Origin of the sequence: Streptomyces sp. NPDC004658, from assembly GCF_040609555.1 — a bacterium.
Classification (GTDB): domain Bacteria; phylum Actinomycetota; class Actinomycetes; order Streptomycetales; family Streptomycetaceae; genus Streptomyces.
The window spans coordinates 1-23974 of record NZ_JBEXKG010000121.1 but is presented as its reverse complement, the minus strand read 5'-3'; the positions used below and the strand labels follow the sequence as shown (position 1 = coordinate 23974).

15 protein-coding genes are annotated in these 23974 nt (G+C 72.2%); 10 read left to right on the top strand and 5 right to left on the bottom strand.

What is annotated here, in order from left to right:
* Positions 1–47 precede the first annotated feature (47 nt).
* The gene (locus tag ABZV94_RS30370; protein WP_356345982.1) at positions 48–2864 is read left to right on the top strand and encodes a M56 family metallopeptidase; all 2817 of its coding nucleotides are present in this window, start codon (positions 48–50) and stop codon (positions 2862–2864) included.
* Between the two features lie 66 nt (positions 2865–2930).
* On the opposite strand, the gene ABZV94_RS30365 is transcribed toward ABZV94_RS30370, so the two are convergent.
* Positions 2931–4655, bottom strand: a complete 1725-nt coding sequence (locus ABZV94_RS30365; RefSeq protein ID WP_356345980.1) for an acyl-CoA dehydrogenase family protein — start codon at positions 4653–4655, stop codon at positions 2931–2933.
* 93 nt (positions 4656–4748) lie between these two features.
* Entirely contained in the window at positions 4749–5324 is a 576-nt protein-coding gene (locus tag ABZV94_RS30360) for a PadR family transcriptional regulator (RefSeq protein WP_356345977.1), read from the bottom strand.
* A 156-nt stretch (positions 5325–5480) separates the two neighbouring features.
* Between ABZV94_RS30360 and ABZV94_RS30355 the strand changes: the two genes are divergently transcribed.
* Positions 5481–7862: a SpoIIE family protein phosphatase gene (locus ABZV94_RS30355; RefSeq protein WP_356345975.1), complete on the top strand. Its 2382-nt coding sequence runs from the start codon at positions 5481–5483 to the stop codon at positions 7860–7862.
* Positions 7863–7926: 64 nt separating this feature from the next.
* Here ABZV94_RS30355 and ABZV94_RS30350 read toward each other — a convergent pair whose 3' ends face one another.
* Entirely contained in the window at positions 7927–8985 is a 1059-nt protein-coding gene (locus tag ABZV94_RS30350; protein WP_356345972.1) for a PP2C family protein-serine/threonine phosphatase, read from the bottom strand.
* Between the two features lie 184 nt (positions 8986–9169).
* On the opposite strand from ABZV94_RS30350, the gene ABZV94_RS30345 reads away from it, so the two are divergent.
* The 4 genes from ABZV94_RS30345 (at position 9170) to ABZV94_RS30330 (ending at position 14959) form a co-directional block, all read left to right on the top strand.
* Entirely contained in the window at positions 9170–11971 is a 2802-nt protein-coding gene (locus tag ABZV94_RS30345; protein WP_356345969.1) for a SpoIIE family protein phosphatase, read from the top strand.
* Between the two features lie 628 nt (positions 11972–12599).
* A complete protein-coding gene (locus tag ABZV94_RS30340; RefSeq protein ID WP_356345966.1) occupies positions 12600–13190 on the top strand; it encodes a hypothetical protein in 591 nt (196 codons plus the stop codon).
* Positions 13187–13519, top strand: a complete 333-nt coding sequence (locus ABZV94_RS30335; protein WP_356345964.1) for a putative quinol monooxygenase — start codon at positions 13187–13189, stop codon at positions 13517–13519. Before ABZV94_RS30340 ends, ABZV94_RS30335 begins: the two co-directional genes overlap by 4 nt.
* 198 nt (positions 13520–13717) lie before the next feature.
* The gene (locus tag ABZV94_RS30330; protein ID WP_356345962.1) at positions 13718–14959 is read left to right on the top strand and encodes an Ig-like domain-containing protein; all 1242 of its coding nucleotides are present in this window, start codon (positions 13718–13720) and stop codon (positions 14957–14959) included.
* 335 nt (positions 14960–15294) lie between these two features.
* Here the strand turns inward: ABZV94_RS30330 and ABZV94_RS30325 are convergent, their stop codons facing one another.
* On the bottom strand, positions 15295–17067 hold the full coding sequence (locus ABZV94_RS30325) for a non-ribosomal peptide synthetase (protein ID WP_356345961.1): 1773 nt from the start codon (positions 17065–17067) through the stop codon (positions 15295–15297).
* Positions 17068–17254: 187 nt separating this feature from the next.
* Complete coding sequence (gene rsgA / locus ABZV94_RS30320; protein WP_356345958.1) at positions 17255–18349, bottom strand: ribosome small subunit-dependent GTPase A; 1095 nt, start codon at positions 18347–18349, stop codon at positions 17255–17257.
* Positions 18350–18643: 294 nt separating this feature from the next.
* Between rsgA and ABZV94_RS30315 the strand changes: the two genes are divergently transcribed.
* The 4 genes from ABZV94_RS30315 to ABZV94_RS30300 all read left to right on the top strand — a co-directional run bounded on the left by ABZV94_RS30315 (position 18644) and on the right by ABZV94_RS30300 (position 23865).
* Entirely contained in the window at positions 18644–19978 is a 1335-nt protein-coding gene (locus ABZV94_RS30315) for an MFS transporter (protein ID WP_356345956.1), read from the top strand.
* The gene (locus tag ABZV94_RS30310; RefSeq protein ID WP_356345953.1) at positions 19975–21594 is read left to right on the top strand and encodes an MBL fold metallo-hydrolase; all 1620 of its coding nucleotides are present in this window, start codon (positions 19975–19977) and stop codon (positions 21592–21594) included. The genes ABZV94_RS30315 and ABZV94_RS30310 overlap by 4 nt, the downstream gene beginning before the upstream one ends.
* Before the next feature lie 170 nt (positions 21595–21764).
* Positions 21765–21887: a hypothetical protein gene (locus ABZV94_RS30305; protein WP_356345952.1), complete on the top strand. Its 123-nt coding sequence runs from the start codon at positions 21765–21767 to the stop codon at positions 21885–21887.
* Positions 21888–22032: 145 nt separating this feature from the next.
* The gene (locus ABZV94_RS30300) at positions 22033–23865 is read left to right on the top strand and encodes a radical SAM protein (protein WP_356345949.1); all 1833 of its coding nucleotides are present in this window, start codon (positions 22033–22035) and stop codon (positions 23863–23865) included.
* Positions 23866–23974 lie beyond the last annotated feature (109 nt).

The following is a 23974-nucleotide window of genomic DNA, read 5'->3' as shown; positions in this document are numbered from 1 at the left end:
GGCGAGCCGGACGACGGCGGTGGCCGCCCGGAGGACGGGGCGGCCCGGTGAGCGGAGCCACGGAGGCGGCCGTGCCCAACCCGGCGCCCGCGCCGCCGGCCCCCGATCCGGGCGTGCTGCCCGCCGGGACGTCCTTACGCTTCCTCGTCCTCGTCGTCGCCATGGCCGTGGCCACGGTCGAGATGCTGACCGGTGTCCTGCGGCCCTACCCCGCCCAGAACGTCGCGTTCCTCTGCGAGTTCGCGGCGGGCTACGACCCCGGCGGCAACGTCATCGACAACGTGACGCGGAGCAGCGCCCACGCGGAGGCGATCAAGGAGTGCGCCAAGGGCGCCCCCGTGACGCCTGAGTGGTACGGCCTGGCCGGCGGTGTCGTCGTCCTGCTGGTGGCCACGGCCGTGTACCTGCTGCTGCCCCGCTGGAAGCGGCGGCGCCACGGTCTGGTGCCGCTGGACGGCCGGGACCCGCGCGGCGAGGTGCGGGCCGAGGTCACCCGGCTGGCCGCGGTCGCGGGGGTGCGCGCCCTGCCCGGCCTGGTGGTCGACCTGGCCGCGTTCGACGCCGGCGCGGTCGTCTTCGGCCGGGCGGGCAGGCGCACGCTCTGCCTCAACAACGGCCTGCTGCACGTCCGCCGCTCGGACCCGGCCCGCTTCCAGGCCGTGGTCCTGCACGAACTGGCCCATCTGCGCCACCGGGACGTGGACATCGCGTACGCGGTGACGGCGCTGTGGCGGACCTTCCTCGCCCTGGCCGCCGTCCCGTTCACCCTCGTGCTCGGCGGCAGCCTCGTCGCGGCGCAGTTCGGCTGGTTCATGGGCGCCGACGCCGTCTTCTGGCCCGCCTCCCGGCCGTACATGGTCCGGGACATCGCGACCGCCGCGTTCCTCTTCCTGCTGGTCGTCCTGGCCCGCGCCGACACACTGCGCCACCGCGAGCTGTACGCCGACCGGGGGGCCGTGGCCCTGGGCGCCGACCCCGGCGTCTGGCGGGCGCCGGCCGGGGGAGCCGGGGCACAGGCGGGCCCGGCGCGGAGCGTCCCGGCGTTGTGGCGCAGTCACCCGACCTGGGCGGAGCGGCGCCGCGCGCTGGAGGACCCGTCGGTCCTGTTCGCGCTGACGGACGTGCCGCTGTTCCTGCTCGGGGCGGTGACCCTGGTCACCGGCAACGCGCTGAGCGACCGGTGGGACGCGACTCCGGCCGCCTGGGTCGTCGGGGGCCTGGCGGCGGCCCTCCTGACCGTCTCGGTCTGGCGCGCCGTCCTGTACGCCGCGCACCGGGGCACCCGCGGCCCCTCGGGGGTGCGGGCCGGCTCGGCACTCGGACTCGGTCTGGTCTGCGGGGAGTTGCTGTCCGGGTCGAGCATCGGCCCGGGCTGGTGGCCCGCGCACCCCGAACCCCTGCTCTTCCCGTTCCTCGGCGGTGTGGTCTACGTCTGCTGGCTGGCCCGGTGCGCCCGGCTGAGCCTGTGGGACACCTCGGGGACGCCGCGCGCGCTGCGCGCGGCGGTGCTCGTCGCGGCCGTCGCGGCGGGTGCCGTGGCGGCGGCGGGCCTCAGCTGGTGGATGGGCGCGGGCAAGCTGCTGCTGGCCGGGGACCTGTTCCAGGCGGGCGGTCTGGAGCAGGACATCCGCCGGGTGTTCCCCGGCCCGTGGGGGCAGGAGCGCTACGCGGCGGTGCTGCCCTGGATCGCGTCGGTCCTCACGAGGGTGAGCGTCGCCGGGTCGAACCCGGTGATCGCGGCGGCCGCGGTGGTGCTGTGGGTGTACCCGGCCGTACTGCTGCTCCGGCGGCCACGGGCGACGGGGCTGCGCTCCACGCTCCTCGCCGGCGTGGCCGGGGGCGTGCTCGGCGTGGCCGCCGTGGCGGCGGTGATGGCGTACGCCCACTCCTGGCGCCCTCCGCTCGGCGGACGGGGTACGTCCTTCGCTGTCGTGTACCTGTGGTGGCAGACCGTCGCCCTGTGGACCGGTGTGGCCGCGACGGCGGCCGTCGTCGCCGTGACCGTCCGTGCCCACCGGCTGCCCCGGGCCCTCGCCGCCGCCGGCATCGCCCAGCTCCTGGCGCTGGCGGGGCAGTTCCTGCTCCAGTCCGCCGACGGATGTCTGGGCCCGCTGCGGGTCATGGGCGACACCTGCCACTGGCTGCCCGAGGCGTCCTGGCCCCTGACCGAACTGCTGGTGCGGACGGCCGCTCCGGCCATGTTCGCCGCCGCCCTGGTCGCCGCGCCCCTGGCCCGGCTGCCCCGCGCGCGAAGGTCCCCGGTGCCCGCCGGGGCCGTACGGCGGTCCTGGCCGACGCGCGCCGCCGTGGGCGCCGTCGTGGTCCTGGCCGTGGCGTCGTCCGTCGTGGCCGTGCGCTCGGTGACGGGCGGCGGCGGTACGGCCCTGGCGGTGCCGGAGCGTCCGCCGGCCGCCGGCACCGACGAACGGGTGCGCAGCTTCCAGCTGCTGGCCTGGTTCAGGACGAGCGGCCAGGCCGACATCGTCGCCGTGGCCTCCCGCTACACCGCGTTCGCGCGGTGGTTCAAGGAGTCGACGGACGCCGAGACCGGTGCCGTCGACGGTGACACCCTGCGCCCCGTCTGCGCCGGCCTGGCCCGGGACACCGCCACCGCCCGGCGCCATCTGGGCGTGCCCGACCCGGAGCTGGGCCGCGCGTGGTCCACGCTGCTGGCCAAGAGCAGGGACGCGGCCCGCGAGTGCACGTCCGTGCTCGGTTCGAAGACGGACGACGTGCGGCGCAACACGAAGATGCTGGAAGACCTGGTGGCCGCCTACGAACAGGCGGCCGAGACCATCCCGTCCCTGACGAAACGCGTCACGACCGCGCTGGAGCAGTGGCCGCAGTGGAAGAAGACCGGCTGATCGCGGAATCCGTTCCTGGGGCGGCCGGGTCCGCGCCGCCGTCCTCCGGGCCCGCGGGTGGCCGGTCTAGGGGGCCATCTCGTACGCGCCGGACAGCGCCTCGACCCGCTGCCAGACCCGCTCGGTGCGTGCCGCGTCGACGACCGGCCGTCGGATCGCGCCCAGCGCCCAGTCCTGCTGCTGTCCGGTCGCCGAGTCCTTGCCGTGCAGTTCGACGGCGTGCGCGGAGAAGTCCCGCACGAGGACGGCGAAGAGTTCGTCGAGCACGTCCTCGTCGAGTCCGGTCAGGGCGGCCTGTTCCAGGACGAGCTGCGCGTGCACGACGAGGGCGAAGAGCTGACCGACCGCGAGGACGAGGTCGAGGTCGCGGCTCTGCTCGGCGTCGGGTGCGGCGGTGGCTACGAACGCGCGGAGGGCGTCGGCCTGTTCGCGCAGGCGGCCCACGTTGGGCAGGTGCGCGTACGCGTCGAAGGCGGGCCGCCAGTCGTGGAAGCGCACGGAGCCGAGGCCACGGGCCGGGCCCTGCCGGAACAGGAAGTCGTCGTCGGCCGCGTCGAGGCGGGTCGGCACGGCGGGGTACTCGACCGGGTCGAGGAGGTGGTTGCGCAGGAACTTCAGGATCAGCGCGAGGTTGACGTGGACCGTGCCCTCCAGCTTCGGCAGACCGCGGATCTCCACGGCCGCCTGGCCGAAGTAGGTGTCCTTCTCGAAGCCCTTGGCCGCGATGACGTCCCACAACAGGTCGATGACCTTCTCCCCCTCCGTGGTCACCTTCATCTTCGTCATCGGGTTGAAGAGCAGGTACCGGCGGTCGTCCGGGCCGGCGGACCGGAAGTAGTCGACGGCGCGGTCGCTGAACGCCTTCATGCCGACGAGCCTGACGTACGCGTCGGTCAGCTCGCGCCGCACGTGCGGGAAGGCGGTGACGGGGCGGCCGTAGAGGACGCGGTTGCGGGCGTGGGTGACGGCCTCGTACATCGCGTGCTCGCAGATGCCGATCGAGGCGGTGCACAGGTTGAACTTGCCGACGTTGACCGTGTTGAGGGCGGCGTCGAAGGCGGCCCGGCCGGTGTGCAGGACGTCCTCGGCCGCCACGGGGTAGTCCTCCAGGCGGAACTCGCTGACGAACTTCGACGAGTCGACGACGTTCTTGACCAGGTGGTACGCCGGGTGACGGCTGTCGGCGGCGAAGAACACGTAGCCGTCGGGGCCCTCGACGTCGGTACGGCGGCCGAAGACGGAGACGAGCCCGGCGGCGTTGCCGTTGCCGATGTAGTACTTGGCGCCGGTGGCGCGGAAGCCCCCGTCGCCGTCGGGTTCCAGCAGCATGTCGGTGGAGTAGATGTCGGCGCCGTGGGCCTTCTCGGACAGGCCGAACGCGAACACCTCGCCTTGGGCGAGGAGTTCGGCGGCGCGGGCACGGGCGGCGGCGTTGGTGCTCTGCCAGACCGGGCCGAGACCGAGGATCGTGACCTGCCAGACGTACCAGTAGTCGAGGCCGTAGAAGCCCAGGATCTCGTTGAGCGCAGCGATCCGGGCGGTGTCCCAGCGCTTGTCCGGCTCCCCCTCCCCCGCGGCGGACGCCGGTGTCAGGAAGGTGGCGAAGAGGTTCTCCTTCGCGGCGAAGGCGAGGAAGTCGCCGAGCCACGCGCGGGTCCGGTAGTCCTCCATCAGCCGCCTCTTCCCGCGCTCCTCGAACCAGTCGACGGTGGCACGCAGCAGCCGGCGCGTCTCGGGGTCGAAGGGGGCGGGGTCGTAGGTGCGCGGGTTGAACAGCAGCTGGTCAGCCATGCCAGTGAGCGCCTTTCGGCTGGTGGGCGGGGGATCGGGGGGTTCCGGCGAGGGGGCGGGCCGGGCCGGGGGCGGCGGCGGGCACGGCGGCGATCAGCGGTCCGGTCCGAACGCGGCCAGCGTGGCGAGCACGTCGTCCAGCCAGTCGATCATCATCCGCTCGTACGCGATGCCGCCGCGCAGGACGACGTGCTGGAGTTCCCGCTCCGCGTCGAGCGGCGCCCCGGGGCCGGTCCCGCTCGCCTCGGGCGGCGGGAAGTCCCGTGCCTGTCCGGCGAGATAGTGCGCCAGCCGGTCCCGGTGCGCCTGCCGGTGCCGCTCCACCTCGCGGGTCAGGGCGGCCGGGTCGGCGTCGAAGGCGGCGCCCCGGATCTTCACGGCCAGGTCGTGACGAACGCTCTCCGGCTCGATCGGATCGTGCAGCCAGGAGGTCAGCGCGGCCCGGCCGAGGTCGGCGACGGAGTACTCCTTCTTGTCCGGCCGGCCCTGCTGGGGGACGTCCCGGACGTCGACCCAGCCGTCGTTCTCCATGCGCTTGAGCACGCGGTAGATCTGCTGATGGGTGGCGGTCCAGAAGTAGCCGATGGACCGTTCGAAGCGCCGGGCCAGCTCGTAGCCGGAGCCTGGCTTCTCCAGAAGCGACACCAGGATCGCGTGTTCGAGCGCCATGACCCCGATCATGCTATGCAACTCGTTGCATAGCAAGCCCCCGGCTCCCCGACCGCTCCTCGCCGGCGTCCTGTGCCCGCAGGGGGCCCTGGGGCGTGCGGTTGTCGTCCGCCGCCCGGCACGGGATGCTGAGGGAGCACGAAGGGAAGCGGTGCCATGGATCGTTTTCCGAATGCCCCCGACGTCGATTTCCACAGTCCCCTCGACCTCTCCAAGGCCGCCGCCGCGGTACTGGACGCCGAGGGCCGCGTTTCCGGATGGGGATCCTCGGCCCAGCGCCTGCTCGGACATTCCCCCGAGGAGGTGCTCGGGCAGCCGGCCGCCCGGCTGCTGGCGGCGACGCCCGGACAGCGGCTGCCCACCCTCTGCAAGCTCTGCCAGGGGCACCGGCCCCGCAGCACCGTCCTGGACCTGTGCTGCCGGGACGGACGCACCCTGCGCGCGGCCGTGACGTTCGGCCCGCTCGCGCACCGGGGCGCCGCCGCGACCGTCGTGGTCGCGGCCGACCTGGACACGCTGCGCGGCTGGGAGGCGCAGCTGGCCATGCTGCAGGGGCTGGCGACCGAGTCCGCCGTGGGCCTGACGATCTTCGACACCGACATGCGCGTCGTCTGGGGGAACGTCTCCACCGATCTGGAGCTGGCCGGGATCGCCCAGTACATCGGCCGGCCGGCCGCGGATCTCTTTCCGGAGGGCGAGTTCATCTCCCGCCACCACCCTCCGGACGAGGACCAGATCATGGAGCACGTGCTGACGACGGGCGAACCGATCACGGGCATGCACTATCGCGGGCGCGCCCCCGCCGACCCGGTGCGCGAGCACGTGTGGTCCTGCTCCTACCACCGGCTGGTGGACGCCCGGGGCGAACTGCTCGGACTCTTCGAGGAGTCCCTGGACATCACCGACCGCTACCGCGCCCAGGAACGGCTGTCGCTGCTCGTACGGGCCGGAAAGCGCATCGGCGCCTCGCTGGACGTGCGTCGTACCGCCGCGGAACTCGCGGACGTGGCGGTGCCGCAGCTGGCCGACGAGGTGCTGGTGGACCTGCCGCCGGCGGTCATCGAGGGGCGGCAGCCGCCCACGGGCTCGGCGCCGGGGCACAGTCTGCTGCGGATGCACGGCCGGACACCGGAAGAGTTCCGGACCACTCCCGTCTCCTACCCGCCCTCGTCACCGCAGGCCCAGAGCCTGGCCACCAGCCGCCCCGTCGTCGACGCCTCCCCGTCCCGGGCACCGGGCCGGACGGGATCTGCCGCCCCGCACTCCTGCCTCTTCGTCCCGCTGCTCACCCGCAACGGCGTCCTGGGGCTCGCCACCTTCCGGCGCAGCAACAACCCCGACCGCTTCGGGCCGGAGGAGCAGACGCTCGCGGTGGAACTCGCCGAGCGAGCCGCCGTCGGCATCGACAACGCCCGCCGCTACACCAGTCAGCATGCAGCGGCCCTGGTACTGCAACGGAGCCTGCTGCCGCAGCACCTGCCCGAACAGAGTGCGGCCGAGGTGGCGTACCGCTACCTGCCTGCCGACAGTCGCGTGGGCGTGGGCGGCGACTGGTTCGACCTGATCCCGCTGTCCGGCGCCCGGGTGGGCCTGACCGTCGGCGACGTGGTGGGCCACGGGATGCACGCGGCCGCGACCATGGGCCGGCTGCGCGCCACCGTACGCACCCTCGCCCTGCTGGACCTGGACCCGGCCGAACTCCTCACCCGGCTGGACGGCCTGGTCGCGCAGGACTCGGAACCCGCTGCCGACGACGGGCTGGGCGACGAGACGCTCGGGGTCACCTGCCTGTACGCGATCTACGACCCGGTCAGCGGCCGGTGCGTCTGGGCGAGCGCGGGTCATCCCCCGCCGATCGTGGCCGACGCGAGCGGCTCCGTGTCCTTGTCCGCGCTGGCGCCGGGACCGCCTCTCGGGCTGGGCGGCCTGCCCTACGAGAACGTCGAGCTGAGCCTGTCCAACGGCAGCGTCGTGGCGTTCTTCACCGACGGGGTCGTGGAGGACCGGTACACCGACATCGACAGCGGGATCGACCGCCTGGCGCATGTGCTCACCTGGCAGCGCTGCCCGCTGGAGGAGCTGTGCGACCGCGCGGTGTCGGCCCGGCCGCCCGGCCCTCAGACGGACGACGCCACGCTGCTGCTCATCCGGACCCGGCGGCTCGGCGCCGACCGTGTGGCGGACCTGGAGCTGCCGCCGGACCCCGCCATGGTGGCGCACGCCCGCACGGACACCGAGCGCCAGCTGACGGACTGGGGCCTCGCCGACCTGTCGTTCAGCGCGGCGCTGGTGGTGAGCGAGCTGGTCACCAACAGCATCAGGTACGCCTCCGGGCCCGTCATGCTGCGGCTGATCAAGGACCGCTCCCTGCTGTGCGAGGTGTCCGACAACGCGCACACCGCACCCCACCTGCGGCGGGCGCGCCGGGACGACGAAGGGGGCCGCGGCCTCTTCCTCGTCGCCCAGATGTCCCAGCGCTGGGGCACGCGCTACACCGCGTCCGGGAAGACCATCTGGGCCGAGCTGGCCCTTCCCTAGGGCCTGTCCGGCCATGCGCCGTTCGGCGGCGGAGGCGGGACACCGGCCGGGCCGCCCCGCCCGATCACTGCCCCGGCGAGCCGGGCGGGGGTGTCCGGGCCCCGGGGTGCCCGCAGCGGACGGCGACGGCGGCGATGTCGTCGTCGAGCCGGCCGCCGCTGTAGTGGAGCAGGTCCCGGTGCAGCCGGTCCAGCAGTTCCCGGGGCGCCGCCGGGCCGAGCTGCCGCATCCACTCCGGCAGCGGGAAGAAGGTGCCGCTGCGGTCCCGGGTCTCCGTCACGCCGTCGGTGTAGAGCAGCATCTGGTCGCCCGCGGTGAAGACGACGGTGTCGATGTTGTAGTCGTCCCCGAGGAGGGCGGCGAGGTTGAGCGGGGGCGAGGGGGCGGTGGGCTCCAGGACCCGGATCTCCCCGCTCCGCATCAGCAGGGGCGGGGGGTGCCCGCAGTTGAGGATCCTCATCTGCCCACCGCCGTACCGGATCTCGGCGATCAGAGCGGTGGCGAAGTGCTCCGGCTGGTCCGGGTCGAGGATCGCGACGCTGTAGCGGCCGATGCTGGCCTCCAGGCGATGGATGATGCCTCTCAGATCGGGTTCGTCGTAGGCGTTCTCCCTGAAGCAGTTGATCACCGCCGAGGCCGCCCCCACCGCCGACAGCCCCTTGCCGCGCACATCGCCGATGAGCAGCCGCACCCCGTACGGCGTGTCGGCCACCTCGTAGAAGTCGCCTCCGATCCGGGCCTGCTCCTGGGCCGCCAGGTACAGGGACTCGATCTCGACGTCCTGGACCCGGCGCGGCAACGGGCGCAGCAGCACCTGCTGCGCCGCGTCGGCGACGAGCCGGATCTGGAACAGGGTCTCCTCCCGCTGGAGTCTGATGTGGCTCGTGTAGGCGGCCGCCAGGGTGACCGCGACGATGGCGGCCGCCGTGTAGGGCGTCCCCAGATCGGAGTAGACGAGGCTGAGTCCGATCATGACCAGGAGACAGAACGCCCCCAGCAGGATCGTGGGGACCACGGGCCACATGGCGGCGGCGAGGGCGGGGGCGGCGGGCAGGAGACGGCTGAAGGCGATCTCCCTGGGGGTGGCGAAGGCCAGGCCGGAGATGAGGGCGGTGAGGATCACGGGCGCCAGCACGGTGGTCTCGCGTCGGCCACCGTAGGGAGGCCGGTGACGCCGAGGCCGTCCGTTCCTGATCACTGAAGTATCTTATCGGGGCATAACGGGCTTCGTTCCGTGAGAGCCGGCGTCGGCCGCGCCGCAGCGGTGTGGTCAGTCGGCCGGCCCACAGTGGTGCTATCAAGGGTGTATGGAGGTATTTTCCGGGCGTCCTCGGAGCCCGGAACATCATCCGCCCACCGGACGCCCGCGCGAAGGCCGCGCTTTTCTGCTGCACCCGCGCAGTGCGGCCGGTCAGGTGTTCCTTCTCCAGGTCGTCATCGTGCTCCTGCTGGTCGTGGCCGCGGTGGTGGGCATGGTGCTCCAGGCGGCGGGTGACGCTCTGCAGCGGGGGCGGCGGGAGTCGGTCATCGCGGCCCAGTCCTTCGCGAACGCCCCCGGCACGGCCGCGGCGCTGCGGGCCCGCGACCCGTCGGCGGTGCTCCAGCCGCGGGCCGAGGCGGCGCGCAAGCGCGCGGGCGTGGATTTCGTCATCGTCATGAGCACGACCGGAATCCGCTACACGTACCCCTATCCGCGGGAGATCGGGAAGAAGTTCGTCGGCACCATCGGACCGGCGCTGGAAGGCCGCACGGTCGTCGAGCAGGCCGGCGGACCGCCCCTGCCCGCGGGCAAGGGGACGGACGTGCAGGCCGTGGTCCCGGTGACCGACGCGCGTGGCAAGGTGGTCGGCCTGGTCTCCGCCGGGCTCACGGTCAGGAACGTGGCGGCACTGTGGATGCCGCAGCTGCCGATCATCGTGGGCAGCGGCGCCGTCGCGCTGGCGCTGGCCACGGCGGGAACGACGCTGGTGTCCCGGCGGCTGCGGCGGCACACGCACGGCTTGTCCCCCGTGGAGCTGGCGCAGCTGTACGAGCACCACGACGCGGTCCTGCACGCGGTGCGGGAGGGGGTGCTCATCACCGGTGCCGACGGACGGCTGCTGCTGGCGAACGACGAGGCGACGCGGCTGCTCGGGCTGCCGGAGCACGTGCAGGGGCGTCCGGTGCGGGGACTGGGACTGCCGGAGCCGCTCATGCGCCTGCTGTCGTCGCCGGAGGAGGTCACCGACGAGGTGTACCGCGCGGGGAACCGGTTGCTGGCCGTGAACAAGCGGCCGACGTACCCGCGGGCCGGCCGCGGAGGCAGCGTCGTGACCCTGCGGGACACCACGGAGCTGGCGGCGGTCTCGGGACGGGCCGAGGTCGCGCGGGAGCGGCTGGACCTGCTGTACGAGGCCGGGGTGGGGATCGGCACGACGCTGGACGTGGGGCGTACGGCCCAGGAGCTGGCCGAGGTGGCGGCGCCGCAGTTCGCCGACCTGGTGACGGTCGACCTGCTCGACGCGGTGCTGCGGGGCTGGGAGCCGACCGCGGAGGGCTGGCGGCATCTGCGGCGGGCGGCGATCGGCGGCGCACAGCGGATGGTCCCGGTGTATCCGCTGGACGAAGTGATCACCTTCTCGGCCCGGAGTCCGCAGATGCGGGCACTGCGGGAGGGGCGGGGGGTGCTGGAGGCGGACCTGCGGCAGGCCCACGGCTGGCGGGAACAGGATCCGGAGCGCGCCCGGGCGGCCCTGGAGCGCGGGCTGCGGTCGCTGGTGACCGTGCCACTGCGGGCGCGGAGCGTGGCGCTGGGTGTGGTGAACTTCTACCGGGCGGTGGACTCCCCGGCCTTCGATCCGGAGGACCTGGCGTTCGCGGAGGAACTGGCCGTCCGGGCGGCGGTGGCCATCGACAACGCTCGCAGGTTCACCCGGGAGCACGCGATGGCGGTGACGCTTCAGCGCAGTCTGCTGCCGCGGGGGCAGCCGGAGCAGGACGCGCTGGAGGTGGCCTGGCGGTACCTGCCGGCGGAGTCGGGGGTGGGCGGGGACTGGTTCGACGTCATCCCGCTCCCGGGGGCCCGGGTGGCGCTGGTGATGGGCGACGTGGTCGGGCGGGGCCTGCACGCGGCGGCGACGATGGGCCGGCTGCGCACGGCGGTGCACAACTTCGCCGTCCTGGACCTGCCCGTGGACGAGGTGCTCGGGAACCTCGACGACCTGGTCGTCCGGATGGACGACGAGGAGCACACCGGCGACGCGACGGAAGACCACGAGGGCGAGGGCGTGACCGGTGCGACCTGCCTCTACGCGGTCTACGACCCGGTGGTGGGGGCCTGCACCATGGCCCGCGCGGGACACCCGGAACCGGTGGTGGTGCGCCCGGACGGGACGGTCACCTGCGCCGGTGTGCCGGCCTCGGCGCCCCTCGGGCTGGGCGGCTACCCGTTCGAGACCGCCGAGCTGTCCCTGCCGGAGGGGTCACAGCTGGTCCTGTACACCGACGGCCTGGTGGAGGACCGCGGCCAGGACATCGACGTCGGGCTGGAGAGGCTGCGCCGGGCGTTGGAGGGGTCCGGGAACCGCGCCCCGGAGGAGACGTGCCAGGCGGTGGTCGACTCGCTGAAGCCGTCGCACTCCTCCGACGACATCGCCCTGCTCACCGCGCGTACCCGGACCTTCCCGCCGTCGCGCGTGGCCGAGTGGGACGTGCCACCGGACCCAGCGCTGGTCCCCTCGGCGCGGGCACGGTGCAGGGAGACCCTGCGGACCTGGGGGCTGGAGGAGACCGGATTCGCCACGGAGCTGATCGTCAGCGAACTGGTCACGAACGCGATCCGGTACGGCTCGCCCCCGGTGGCCGTACGGCTGCTGCGCGGACGCTGTCTGACCTGCGAGGTCTCGGACGGCAGCAGCACCTCACCACGCCTGCGGCGGGCGGCGACCACGGACGAGGGCGGGCGGGGGCTGTTCCTGGTGGCGCAGTTCGCTCAGCGGTGGGGGACGCGGTACACGACCCGCGGCAAGGTCATCTGGGCGGAACAGGCTCTTCCCGGCGACAGCTCCGCCGCGCCGCTCCTCGCACCGGTCGACTTCCTCCTGGAACAGTTCGACGATCCCGGGATGTGAGCCACGCGCGTCCGGGGCGGCCGAGCCCCCGGAGGCGCTTCCAGGGTCCCGGCGCTTCCCCGGCCCACCTACGGCCGTACGGTCTGGCCCCCGGCCCCCCTTCCACCGGGCGACCACCGACGTCCGCGCCTTCCTCACGGCTCCGCGGCAGGCCGCACCAGCACCCGACTCCCCCACCGACCCACCGCACGCTCCGCGCGAGCCTGCCGAGGCTTCCGGCCCCGTGCGGCTGTGGAGCGCAGGTGCCTTCGCGAAGCACTCCGCGCACCAGCCCCGTTTCGTAACGCGCCCGGTTCACCGGTCATCCGATCGATCCCACGGACCGGCACCGCGCGCCATTCTCACCCCATGACTGACACCCCCCGTCCCCATTCCGCAGAACGCCGGCCCGCCCCCGGGCCGGCCGACGACCCGGTCGGCGCGACGCGCAGGACCGTCATGGCCGCCCTGGGCGGTGCGACCCTCGGAGCCGCCGCTCTGGGTCTCACGTACGTCGTCGGCGTCGAGGTGTTCCCCGACCAGGCCGGCAGCCCGCTCGCCGTGGAACGGGACAACCTCGCGGCGGCCCTGGCCGGCGCCCCCGTAAACGATGCCCCGTGGCCGCGGCTTGTGCCTGGAGCTGGCGCGCGTGCACTACCAGCAGGAACAGCCGTCAGCCGCCCACACGCTGCTGGCGGAACTGCTACCGGGAACCGGCGGCCGGGCGCTCGGCGGGGCGGCACCGGCGCTGGCCGCGCGCGTGGCCTGCCAGCGGGCCGACCCGGCGCGCGCCCTGCGCCTGGGCGAGCAGGCGGTGACCATGGAGCGCACGCGCGGTCACCCCGCCGGACTCGCCAACGCCCTGGACGCGCGCGCCGCGGCACGGCTGTGCCGCGGGGAGTTCGCCGCGGCCGTGGCGGATCTGCGCGGGTGCCTGGACATCCTCGTCACGCTGGGCAAACCCCAGGACACGCCCGTGCCAGGGCCGGGCTGCCGGCAGCCGCTCGGGAGCAAGCCGTCAGGAACGGCCGTCGGTTGGGAGGGGAGCGGCTCGTCGCGTACGCGCTCCGGACGGGGAGCGGGGGCCCGCGAGCGACGGCCGAGGGTGTGCAGACCGTCGATGACCGTGGGTACCGCTCCGGAGCGGCCTCGGCGCGTCGGCCGCTTCGGCGGCGGCGGACCGCCCGGACCATGGACGCACGCAAAGAAGCCCGTCGAAGAGCTGGGGAGCTTGGAATGATCTTCATCACCGCGAAGTTCCGGGTGCTGCCGGAGCACGCCGACCGATGGCCGCAGATCGCGGCCGCGTTCACCGAGGCGACCCGTGCCGAACCGGGCTGCCTGTGGTTCGACTGGTCACGCAGCGTCGACGACCCGACCGAGTACGTGCTCGTCGAGGCGTTCCGTGACGAGGAGGCGGGTGGCGCGCACGTCCGTTCCGAGCATTTCCGCGCCGCGCAGCAGACACTGCCGCCGCACCTCGCCGAGACGCCGCGCATCGTCAACATGACGCTCCCGCAGGAGGACTGGTCCCTGCTGGGGGAGATGGCCGTGCAGGACCGGGACTGATCATCTCCGGTCATCTCCGGGTGCGCGTCCGCGGCTGCCGACTCGGCGGACGCGCGCCCTTCCCCTTGACGCAATGGTGGCGTTCAACACAATTCGACCATTTATGAACAGTGGCATGCTTATAAGTGGTTTCAGAGCTGGTTGCACTCCTTCGGCGATCAGCGCAGGAATGCACAGACCAGCGACTGGGAGAAGCGCTTGATCACGCTGTTCACACAACGCACCGGACTGGTGGCCACGGCCGGCGTACTCGGCGGCGTCCTCGCGGTCACCGCCCTCGGCGGCACAAGCCACGCCGCCACCGGCGGCAACGGTGCCGGGGACCGGCCGGGATCGCAGGCGCAGGCAGCCCAGACGGGCGCCCCGGAAGCCTCCGACGCCCGCATACAGATCACACCCGGGCAGGGCGCCTACGGCGTCGGGACCACCGGCCCGGTCGGGGTCACCGTCAGCGACGGCAAGCTCACCAAGGTGACCATGACCGCTGTCGCGACCGGGACGGAGATACCGGGCACCCTGTCCGCGGACGGCACCTCCTGGAAGCCGAACGGCCCGCTGGAGCGTGCCACGAAGTACCAGATCGCCGCGGAGGCCCAGGACGCCGAGGGCCGCTCCGCCACCGGCAACGCCACGATCAGCACGGTCTCCCCGGCCAACGACTTCATCGGCCACGTCTCCCCCGGGAACGGCTCGACCGTCGGCGTGGGCATGCCGGTGACGGTCACCTTCGACAAGGCGATCACCGACAAGGCCGCCGTGCAGTCGGAGATCCAGGTCAGCTCCAGCAGCGGCCAGCAGGTCGCCGGTCACTGGCTCAACGCCCACCGCCTGGACTTCCGCCCCGAGAAGTACTGGAAGCCCGGCTCCACCGTCACCGTCACGCTCAGCCGCGACGGCGTCCGGAAGACGGTCACGTTCAAGATCGGCCGGAGCCAGGTCAGCACCGTCGACGCCCGGACGAAGAAGATGACCGTCGTCCGGGACGGCAAGACGATCAAGACCATCCCGATCTCGTCGGGCAGCACCGAGCACCCGACGTACAACGGTCAGATGGTGATCTCCGAGAAGTTCCGGCAGATCCACATGAACGGTGCGAGCGTCGGCCTCACGGACAAGGACGGCAAGCCCGCGTACGACATCGAGGCCGTACCGCACGCCATGCGCCTGACCGACTCGGGCACGTTCATCCACGGCAACTACTGGGGCACGGACTCGGTCTTCGGCAAGGTCAACACCAGCCACGGCTGCGTGGGCCTGAAGGACGTCAGGGGCGGCGGCGACGGCAGGCTGCCCGCCGCGTGGTTCTTCGACAACTCGATGATCGGTGACGTCGTCATCGTCAAGAACTCCTCGGACAAGACCGCACTGGCCCCGGACAACGGCCTCAGCGACTGGAACATGCCGTGGAGCGAGTGGGTCGGGGGCAGCCCGACCCACTGACACCAGGCAAAAGGCGGTGGACGATGCCTTCCGGCCAGGCGAGGATCGCCTCACGACTCGCTCACGGGGGAGGGAAGGCATGGGTGACAGTCCTCCGAGGGAGCTCATCTCCCTTGCCGATGACGAGGGGGTCCCCCTCGTCCCGCCGGACGACTGGATCGCCGACCACCGCGGGCGCCTGCGCCAAGTGATGGATCACTGGGTTCCGATGCTGTCGGGGTAGGGGTGGGTGAACGCGCGCTCCACGCCCCAGCGTTGGTTGCCGAGCCCGGAGCCGTACTCGGCAGTGGAGCCGCGACTTCGCCGGCCAGCCGGTGCCTTGGTCCGGGAAGTCGTCAGCGCTCCGGGGTCCGTCGCTTCAGGCGGGTGGCCAGTTCGGCGACCGTGACCCGGCCGTGCAGGTGTTCGGCGGCCAGTTCGGGGAAGCGGGTGCGCAGCAGGCCCAGGGCGACGAGGCCCTTGAAGGAATCGCCGCCCAGCGCGACGAACTGCTGGTTCCGGCCGATCGCCGGCCGGCCCAGCACCGAGCACCACACGTCGGCGATGGTCTGTTCCACCGGCGTCAGCGGCGGATCACCGGGGTCCGCCCGGTTCGCCCGCCGGTGCGCACCGGCTGCCGCACGCAGGGCGTCGAGGTCCGTCTTGCCGTTGGCCGTGGTGGGGATGCGGGCGACCACGTGGACGGCACCCGGCACGGAGGCGGCCGGCAGGACGTCCTGGAGGGCGCCGGTGATCTCCTCCGCCGACCGGTCCGTCGCCACGTAGGCGACGAGTTCCAGGGGTGCGTCGGGAGCGGGGCGTTCCCCGGCGACAACGGCCCGGCGGACGCCGGGCAGCCGGTGCAGGGCGGCCTCGACCTCCGCCGGTTCGATCCGATTGCCCCGGATCTTGAGCTGCCGGTCGGCGCGGCCCAAGAACTCGTACCGGCCGTCGGGATTGCGCAGGACCCGGTCGTCCGTCCGGTAGCAGCGCCCATTCGCCCCGCGCGGGAACTTGGCGGCGGTCAGGGCGTCGTCGTTCAGGTAGCCGTCGGCCAGGCAGGAGCCGCCGAGGTGCAGGATGCCCGGCGTCCCGTCGGGGACAGGCAGGCCCTCTTCGTCGAGCAGGCGTACCGAGACGCCGTCCAGCGGGGTCCCGATCGGGACCCGTTCACCGGTGACGGGCCCCCGCACCCGGTGCATCAGCACGCCGATGGTCGTCTCCGAGGGGCCGTAGTGGTTGTACACCGCCAGATCCGGCCGCGCGGCGAGGACGGCGTCCGCGAGTCGCGGCGGGAGCGCTTCGCCGCCCAGCACCAGCAGGTCGGTGGGCAGCAGTGCGGCGAGGTCGGCGCCGCCGGCCAGCGCGGCCAGCAGCGAGGGGGTGTACTTCAGGCAGCCGACCGGGTGCGCCCGCAGCTCGGCGGCCATCGCGCGGGCGTCCAGCGTCGTGTTCCGGTCGTAGATGTCGAGCCGGGAGCCGTGCAGGAGCGCGCCGTACACGCACGTGTTGCCGAGGTCCGAGGCGAAGGTCGTCGTGATGCCGAAGCTGGCCGGCGCGAGGGGGGCGATCCGGGAGCGGAAGGCCGCGGCGTAGTTCACCAGCGCCCGGTGCGGGACCTGGACGGCTTTCGGGGTGCCGGTGGAGCCCGAGGTGAACACCAGGTACGCGCGGTCGTGCGGCCGGGCACCGGGGAAGGGCACGTAGGGCGCCGTCGTGACGTCGTCGTCCACCACGAGGCCCGGGCGTCCGCCCGCCCGGGTACGGGAGCTGTTCACCCGGTCGACCAGCACGGCCCGTGGACCGAGCGCGGCGAGCAGGGCCTCGATGCGGGCGGTGGGGTCGGCCGGGTCGATGTGCGCGTACGCGGCGCCCACCGCCCAGGACGCGAGTGCGGCGACGGGGCACCAGACGGATCTCTCCAGCACCGTCGCCACCACGTCACCCGGGCCCACCCCGAGCCGGCGCAGCCGGGCGGCGACGCCTCCGGCGAGTTCCGCGACGTCGGCATAGCTCAGCTCGGTGCCGCGGTGCCGCACAGCGGGGAGCGCCCGGCCGCGGTGCGCCGCCGCCAGGAACGCGTGAGCCGCCGAGGCGACCGGGCCGTCCACCGGCCCTGCTGTCCCCACCGGCGCGGCAGTCCCTGTCGGCGCGGCCGTCCCTGACAGCCCCGATGTCCGCGTCGGCCCCGCCGAACCCGCCACCTCCGCCGAACCCGCTGTCCCCGCCGACCCCGTCATCCCCGGACCGTCCCGCCCTCGTCGCCGGCGGGCGCCCCGGGCCCGGGTACCCGACCGGCACCGCATACCCGACCGATCACCGGTGCGGGCGCTTCTTGAGCGCGCGCGCCCTGACCCGGATGCGCTGCTTCTCCTCGGCCATGGCCCGCGCGTCGCGGCGCAACTCCTGGTGCTTCTGCTCGCGTTGCAGCTTCTCGTAGTTGGACAGGCGCTCGGAGCTGAGCGCTCCGCTGCGGACCGCCGACTGTACGGCGCAGCCCGGCTCACCGGTGTGGCCGCAGTCGGTGAACGAGCACTGTTCGGAGAGTTCCTCGATGTCGTGGAACGCCAGGCCGATTCCCTCGGCGACGTCCCAGGGGGCGAGGGCCCGCATGCCCGGGGTGTCGATCAGCAGGCCGCAGCCCGGCAGCCGGATCAGCTCGCGATGGGTGGTGGTGTGGCGGCCCTTGCCGTCGGAGCGGATGTCCTGCGTGGACATCAACTCCTGCCCCGCCAGCAGGTTGACGAGCGTGGACTTGCCCGCGCCGGACGGGCCGACCAGCGCGACCGTGCGTCCGCGCGCGAGATACGCCCGTACGGCCTCCACCCCGCTGCCGTCGACGGCGCTCACCGCGTGGACGTCGACGCCCACGGCCACCGTCGAGACCTCGGCGAGGAGTTCGGCCGGATCGGGGCACAGATCCGACTTGGTCAGCAGGACCACGGGGGTGGCGCCGCTCTGCCAGGCGAGGGCGAGATAGCGCTCGATCCGCCGCAGCCGCTGGTCACTCGAGGCGGGGCTGACCACGAACACCGTGTCGATGTTGGCGGCCACCACCTGCTCGACGGTCTGTCCGTCCGGACCCTGGCGGGCGAAGACGCCGTGTCGCGGCAGGACGGCCGAGATCAGTGCCGAGCCGTGGACGCCCTGGTGGCCGGTCTCCAGCACCACCCAGTCACCGACGGCGGGTTGTCCGAGCGCACCCGCCGCGTCGGCACGGAAGACGTCGGCCGCGATCTCGGCGCGCACTTCGCCGGCCTCGGTCGCCACCGTGCACGCGCTGCGGTCCACGCGCACCACCCGGCCGGGCACCGCGCTGTCACCGATCTCTCTGACGGCGGCCAGCTCCTGATAGCCGTCGGCGAGCCGTTCGTCCCAGCCCAGATCTATCAGGTGGTCCCCACCAGGCAAAAGTGCTCACTCTCCTTAAGAGATCCGCGCAATTCCGTCTCGCCGCTTCCGGCAGAACCACAGTCTCCACTCCGGATACCCGGTCCGTAAGGGGCAGTTTTCGGCCATGATCCCGGGGTTGCTTCTTTCCTGTCGGTGTCCTTGACAGCGCATCTGGCCTGCGGGCATTCTCCTGCCGTCTGCGGGGAGATGTGGTGCGAGTGTGGCACAGCGCGCGTTATTGACGATCGCCGTGTGGGGCGGTTGTGTAGCAGGCACCGGGAAAACAGACGAAAGTGAGACGGATTCGTGCCCTTGAGGCCTGCCAGCACGTCCCTGTTCGCCCAGAACCGGATTTTCCGTAATTTTTGGCTTTCCCGAACGCTTTCGCTCGTCGGCGACGGTATCGCCACGACCGCACTGCTGCTGTTCGTGGGAGAGCGCAACGGTCCCAACGGCGTCGCCTTCGTCATGCTCGCCAGCGCGGTGCCGCGCTTCTTCGGGCCGGTCGCCGGGGCGCTCGCCGACCGGTTCCCGCTGCGTCGGCTGATCATGGTCAGCGAGCTCGTGCAGGCGGTTCTGTGGGCGCTGATCGCGCTGTGGCTGCCGCCGCTGTGGCCGCTCGCGCTGCTGGTGCTCGTGGCCACCTGGTTCGCCACCGTCGTCGCCACGGCCGGCCGCGTCGTCATCGTCCGGGCCGTCGAGGACGCCGACCGCCCGCGTGCGAACGCCTGGATCGGCACGGCGTTCAACGCCCGGACCGTGGCGGGGCCCGTCATCGGCGGCCTGCTCGTCGGGTTCGCCGGTCCCCGGCAGGCGTTCGGCGTCAACGCCGTGACGTTCCTGCTCGGCGCCCTCCTCCTCATCGGGCTGCCCGCCCTGCTCCCCGCGAGCGCCACGAGCAAGGGCATGCCGGGATTCCTGACGGACGTCGCCGACGGGCTGCGCTTCGCGCGCGGCAACCCGTTCGTCCGCAGCACCTCGTTGTTGCTGCTGCTCGGCGTGCTGTTCGGCTCGCTGGACAACGTGGCGCTGGTGTTCCTGGCGGAGGACGACCTGCACACCGGTCCCGGCGGCTACGGCCTGCTCTCCGCCGCGTTCGGCGTGGCGATGGTCGCCGTGTCGCTGCTGCTGACGCAGAAGCCCGACCGCATCAGTCCCACGGTGCTGATGCTCGGCGGCTGGGCGGTGACCGGCCTGGGCCTGCTGCTGACCGGTGTGGCCCCGTGGCTGGGGCTCGCGATCGCCTTCCAGGTGGTGGCCGGGCTCGGCAACGGCGGGGCGATGATCGGCGAGGACACGCTGCTGCAGCGCCATGTCCCGCACGAGATGCTCGGCAAGACCGGCGGGTTGCTCACCTCGGCGGCCTTCCTGGGCAGCGTCGGGGCGTACGCCGTCGGCGGTCTGCTCATCGACCTGCTCTCGGCGCGGCCCGTACTCGTGATCGCCGGCGCCGGACTGGTCCTCGTCACCGCGCTGAGCGTCCGCGGGGTGCGCACCGCAACCCGGGACAACCCCGCCGAGGCCGGGGACGGCGAAAGCCGGTCTTCCGGGCAAGGACCCGAGGCGGCACCCGCGGAAGAAGAGGAGGGAAGCGACGGGCGGTCTCCCGAAGAGGAAGCCGAGTCTTCGTTCGAAGGGAACAGATGAGCACAGGATCCGGTTGGTTTCTCGCCCCCTGGGCCGTGGCGCAACCGCTGATTCACCGGTGGTACGCCTGGCCCCATCTGCTCAGCCCGCACACGGCGGCGTTGAATCTGCGCGACCGTCAGCTCCAGGTCATGCACAGCTACGTCAAGGCGCCCCATCTGCACGAGCGTGCGCTGCGCGACCCCGCGATGTTCGGCGGTCCCTTCCTCGACCCGGGCACGGCGACGGTCGCCGACATCGAGGCGCTCGTCGAGCGGACCACGAGCGCGGCGGCCCCGCTGCTGCGGCTGGCGGAGGACATCGACGACGCCCGCCGCCTGCTGCGGGAGAAGGCCGACGGGAATCCGCTGTCGGCTCTCTACCCGCTCCTCGGGGACACGCTGCGCGGCCGGGTCGAGCTGGCCTATGACACGAGCCATCGTCCGCAGATACGGTTCTTCGAACCTCTGCTCTACGCCTCCGCCGCCCTGTACGACCGGTCGGCGCAGACGATCTCGCTGCGCGCCGGGCCCGATCCGGCACAGCCCTTCATCTTCAACAGCCCGGTGATGCCGGACGCGCGGCGGGTCGACCTCCCCGTCCCGTTCGACGCGCCGGAGCTGGACACGCTCTTCGGTGCCGAGCCGTCCGGGGTCGATCCGGAGGAACTGGCGCGCGACCTCGGCGTGGCCCCGGACCGGCGAGCCCTCTTTCGCACGCTGTTCACCGACACTCCCCCGGCGCCCCCGTCCCCGGTGGCCGAGGGCGTCCGGATGAGGTTCTTCGGCCACGCGTGCGTGCTGCTGGAGTCCGCGGCGGGCTCGGTCCTGATGGACCCGCTGATCGGATACGCCGGTGACGGCCACGACCACTTCACCTTCGAGGACCTGCCCGCCAGGCTCGACGCGATCGTGCTCAGCCACGCGCACCCCGACCACGTGGGCATCGAGACCCTGCTGCGGCTGCGCCACCGTACCGACACGGTGATCGTGCCCCGGGACTCCGGTGGGTCGCTCGCCGACCCGGGCCTGGGGGTACTGCTGGAGAACCTGGGCTTCCGCACCGTGCGCAGGGTCCAGGAACTGGAGTCGGTCGGGATCGCGGAGGGGATCACCGTCACCGCGCTGCCCTTCCTCGGAGAGCACGCGGACCTCGACATCTGGTCCAAGAGCGTCTTCCTCGTGCGCATGGACGGCCGGTCGCTGCTGTTCGCCACCGACACCACCCTGCTGGAGCCGGCGCTCTACGACCTGCTGAGCGACCTGCTGCCGCCGGTCGACGCCCTGTTCATCGGCCTGGAGAGCGTGGGGGCGCCGGCCTCGTGGCTCTACGGCCCGCTGCTGGAGACCCGGCTGCCCCGGGAGGTCGACCAACGACGCCGGATCAACGGATCCGACGCGGTCATGGCGGCGGAGATAGCCCGCCGCGTGGGTGCCCGGCGGGTCTTTGTGTACGCCATGGGCCTGGAGCCGTGGCTGCGCCACATCACGGGCTCCTCCTACGACCCCGACTCCGAGCAACTGCGCCAGACCCGCATGCTCCTGGAGACCTGCGCCGAGCGGCAGGTGCCGGCCGAGCTTCTCCACATGAGGAAGGAAACGTTTTTCCCTCCCAGCACGCCATCAGCGCGCCACTGAATCCCGCCGAAGGAGGCGACCTTGGCCGACGTCGACCAGGCCGTTCCCAGTGCACCGCGGTCGATCGCGGACACCGACTGCCTCATCGTCGGTGGCGGCCCCGCGGACGTCACCTCGCGTACCACCCGGAGCAGACCGGCCGGGACCATGTCGTGCCGGAGGCGGCACAGGTGGCCGATTCCTTCCCGCGCGTGCCGCGGCACCGCCGGCTGATCTTCACCAACAAGGTCCACACGGAATTCACCGACCGGGACAAGAACCTGGGGTGGCAGGACAGGCCCTCGCCCGCCTGAGGCCGTTCCCCACCCGGGGCCGTTCCACCCCCAGGGCTGTTCCCATGACCTGAGTCCGTGCCACGAAAGGCTTCGTGCACCACGATCGGAGGGCTGGACGATGAGCGACGCGGGTGTTCCCGGAAAACGCCGTGTGTATTCCTCGATGATCAGCAGATTCGGATACATCCCGCTGGTCTGGGGATGTCTGCGGGCCTATCTGGAGCTGGAGCCCGATCTGCTGGACGCCTACGAGCTGGAACAGCCGGTGTTCCTGCCCGAGCAGGTGCCGACGGCGGTCGACTCCATGGAGGACCCGAGCGTCTTCATGGTGTCCTGCTACATCTGGAACTTCCGCCGCCAGATGACTCTCTGCAAGGAGGCCAAGGAACGCTTCCCCGGGATCACGATCGTGGCCGGGGGCCCGCACGTACCCGACGACTCGCGCACCTTCTTCGACGAGCACCCGTATGTCGACTTCCTGATCCACAAGGAGGGCGAGAGGCCCTTCGCCGCGCTGCTGCGCGCTCTGCTGGACGAGCAGCCGGACTTCTCCTCGCTCCCGTCGCTGAGCTGGCGCGACGCGTCCGGCGAGGTGCACCGCAATCCGCTGGGCGCCCAGCTGCCGAGGGAGATCGAGGTGCCGAGCCCCTGGCTGACCGGACTGCTCGACCCGGCCATGGAGCTGGCCCGGAGCCATGGCTATCCGGTGGTCACCCCGTGGGAGACCAACCGGGGCTGCCCGTACAGCTGCACCTTCTGCGACTGGGGCTCCAACACCATGTCGAAGGTGCGCCAGTACAGCGAGGAGCGGCTGCACGCCGAGATCGACTACCTGGCCGACCGGCAGGTGCACGCGGTGCTGTGCGCCGACGCCAACTTCGGCATCCTGCCCCGGGACAAGGCGCTCGCGGAACACTTCGCCGCGCGGCGAGAGGCCGACGGCTACCCGCGCAAGTTCGCCGCCAGCTACGCCAAGAACGCCACCGTCCGGGTGTTCGAGATCGGGCAGATCATGGCCACGGCCGGCATGTCCGACCGGGCGATCCTGGCGATGCAGAGCGGTTCGGCGGAGGTGCTGGAGCACGTCAAGCGGTCCAACATGAAGGCCGAGCGGTACGAGGACCTGGCCCATCGGTTCCGCGAGGTGGGCGTCGACGCCAACACCGAGGTGATCCTCGGCCTGCCGCACGAGACACGGGAGTCCTTCGTGCGGGGCATCTGCCGGATGCTGGAGATCGGCATCCACGGCCACATCTCCGTCTACGAGTGCGTCATGCTGCCCAACAGCGAGATGAGCACGCCCGCGTACCGGGAGAGGTACGCGCTGGAGACGATCCGGCGGGCGTATCTCCAGGACGACATCGAGCAGTTCGAGGTGGTGGTGGCGCACTCGACGATGACGCGCGAGGACTGGGTCTACATGTACCTGTTCGGCGCCACGGTGCAGGCCCTGCACAACCGCGGTCTGACCGGGTACATCGGAAGGTACCTCCAGCGCGAGGGCATCCTGTCGTACGAGCGCTTCTACCGGCATCTGCTGGACCGTGCCCTGCACACCGGCGAGGGGGTCTTCGCCGAACCGATCCTGCGGGCGAAGAAGCTCCTGGAGCAGTACCTGGTCGACAGCTCGATCCCCAACGAGGGGAAGGTGCTGAGCCAGCCCGACATGGCCGAGAAGGTACGCCGGCTGATCCCGGACAAGGAGTCGTGGCTGATCTACGAATGGTGCTGGGCGCACGTGCAGGCCGATCTGGACCGGTTCTACACCGAACTGCGCCTCGATCTGATCGGCGAGGGCGTGGACCTCGACGCGCGGCTGGAGGACCTCTTCCAGTACCAGCAGGCCACGGTGTTCGCCATCGGGGACCGCGGGGCGCGGTTCATGCTGTTCAACCACGACTGGCCCGGCTACTTCCGGGACGAGAAGCAGGAGGCCGGGCTGGTCTCCGTACCGACACCCATGCGGTTCGAGCCGCCCCGTGAGCGTTTGCGGTGACCGCCGTGCCGAGCGCGCGCCGGCGTACTTCGACAACCAGCCGGACTTCTACACCAAGGCGGCCGGCATCGCGAAGACCACCGCGCCGTCCGCGTGGGGCCCGAACGTG